1 protein-coding gene is annotated in these 2,686 nt (G+C 38.8%); it reads right to left on the reverse strand.

Annotation, left to right across the window (positions count from 1 at the left end; translation table 11 throughout):
• Positions 1–227: 227 nt before the first annotated feature.
• Positions 228–2,645: an HD domain-containing phosphohydrolase gene (locus E5A76_RS02770; protein ID WP_262383625.1), complete on the reverse strand. Its 2,418-nt coding sequence runs from the start codon at positions 2,643–2,645 to the stop codon at positions 228–230.
• Between the last annotated feature and the right edge of the window lie 41 nt (positions 2,646–2,686).

Here is a 2,686-nt window from a genome sequence, read left to right on the forward strand (position 1 = left end):
GGTTATTTTGAATTAAGGTTAAATAAAAACATCCCATATTTAAATTGCAACCACAGCGAAGCATCAAAAGTAAAAACTAACTTTTATATTTTAAAAAACCTATCTTCGAATTATTGCGCAACATCACACAAAAAATAGACATTAGTGCGAAACATAATCTACCAGAAAAAATAATCCCGCCATTTTTACTGCGGGATTATGTGAAAAAATATGACTAACGACGCCAGTTATGCGTGTGATGTTTCTCGCTCTTTAGGGTGAAGATACTGTTCGATATTCACCGCATCTATCTGCTGTTGAGGAAGATACTTTTCAGCATAGCGCTTATACACACCACTGGATAAAAACAGCTTAAATAGCTCTAAGTCAATATGCTCATCCAGCGCCATTTTATACAAGATATCAATCGCTACACTTAACGGCTTGGCTTTCTTATACGGGCGATCTGCGGCTGTGAGCGCTTCAAAAATATCGGCAATCACCAAAATACGCTCAGGAACACTTAAATCATCGGCTGATAATCGACGTGGATAACCCGTCCCTTTCATGGTTTCATGGTGTGTTGAAGCATAACGTGGCACGCGAGCTAAATCTTCTGGGAATGGCAAACTTTCCAACATCTTAATCGTACTGATCATATGCTCATTGATCTTAAAGCGATCTTCTGGGGTTAACGTACCTCGTTTAATCGTTAGGTTATAAATCTCTCCCAGATTGTATTGTAGTTCTGGTACTTGCATTTTGATCCCAAACGCAGGATCAAAATGGAGTTCATTAATACGTTCAATACGGTGCTCTGGTTTATCTGACAATAAATGCTCTTCAACTGGCAAAGTTTCAGACTTATCAGAAACTTTTAGCTCTTCTAATGGTGATAAACCAAGATGATCATCAAAATGACGCAGCCAAGTTTTATCTGCAATTTCACGAATACGCGCAATATGCTCATCACTCATGAATTCGCTACCAACATTGGCATTTGCAATAAATGCAAAATCTTCCTGAAGCTGCTTTTGGGTTTTATTCAAAGTTTCAATCGCTTGCTTTTGATCTTCTGGGTTATCAATAATGTGTTGGTAATAATCGACTTCCGCATCACGCCACAACACTTCAAAACGCATTCTGACTTCATGAATACGGTTATAATTAGCTTCAAGCTTGGTGCCTTTATCAACGATATGCTCTGGCGTGGTGATCTTACCGCAATCATGAAGCCACGCTGCAATTCTAAATTCTCGACGCTCAGCATCATTATTAAAACGGAACTCAGCAAATTGCCCTTGCTGTGATTTCTCCACTTCATCAGCAAACATTAGAGCGATTTCAGGCACGCGGTTACAATGCCCTGCGGTATAAGGGGATTTATCATCGATAGCTTGGGCGATCAGCTGAATAAAGGATTCAACAAATTCATCCTGACGCTTTTCATGTTCTTTCAATGATTCCGAAACCTGATATGTCGAGGTTGAAAGCTCATGAATTTCTTTAATATTGGTAGGGATCACTGTGACATCATTATAACGATGCTGTTTAACCTTCTTATTCTCAGCACGCAGCAACAAAATCGGCTTCACAATAGGTTTGGCACATAACGCTGCTAATGGCAGTAATAAAAGCAGTAGTATCGTTGAAACATAAATTGATGTGCGGATCTTCTCTTCACTCATACCATATACGGATATTTTTGGCACCATCGCAGCAAAAAAGATCTGATCATGACCACCACGGCGTACATCACGCACATAGTAAAAAACTTCATCACTGTCTTTGTAACTTTCAATCAGCTTATTTTGCATTGTTATATCGTCAGTGAACTCGATAAGCTCAGAGTACGGTACAATACCTGACCGATTGACTTCTGCATTAGGATTTAACCATTTTTGGTTCAAGTAATATTGCTGTGCTGGGGTTAATGCCTCAATCGCTCGGTTAATGACTTTTAATAGCCCCGCCTTTTCAGGTGATAACACTAAAGACAGCGTCAGAGAGTTTTCAATATTCAGATCATAGTAATTCAAATCATCAATCATGAACTGCTCTGAAACATAGTTCAGTACCGCTTTAGCATCAATAAAGGCATCGACTTCACCATCATTTACAGCATTTAACGCGTCATGAACATGGTCATAAGTAACAACTTCAATTAGAGGAAACTTCTCATGCACTAAATTGATAATAGATAAGTTATTTAACAGTGCTAACCGCTTACCAGAGAGATCTTGCAGGTTTCGATAACTATTTTTATTCGACACTGCGATAGCAAACGGTGACTCAAATAAAGAACGACTAAAAATACCCAATTCCTGATTATTCGGTACATTCGGTACTGACGTTAAAATATCTAGCGTTCCATTTTTATACGCTTCACGTAGCGAAGTGCCTGTCATGCCATTAAAAAAATCGAACTCCAATCCCGTTGCTTGCCCCACCATATAAAGCAAATCAGGAATAAGACCTGCAGGACGACCGGAAATAGTAAAATCAATCGGCGCCCAGTTTTCTTTGTTCGATACTCGTAAAACAGGACTTTCATCCACCAATACTTGCTCTTCTGGCGTGAGTATTAATGGAATAGATTTAGGGATCGGCAGACGAGAATACGATGATTCGCTGCTGGCAATTAACTCGCCTGAATTTAAATACAAGAAGATATTACTTTCATTATTAAAGTTTTTATCTTATAAAA

Source organism: Photobacterium lucens, assembly GCF_009873615.1.
GTDB classification, from domain to species: domain Bacteria; phylum Pseudomonadota; class Gammaproteobacteria; order Enterobacterales; family Vibrionaceae; genus Photobacterium; species Photobacterium lucens.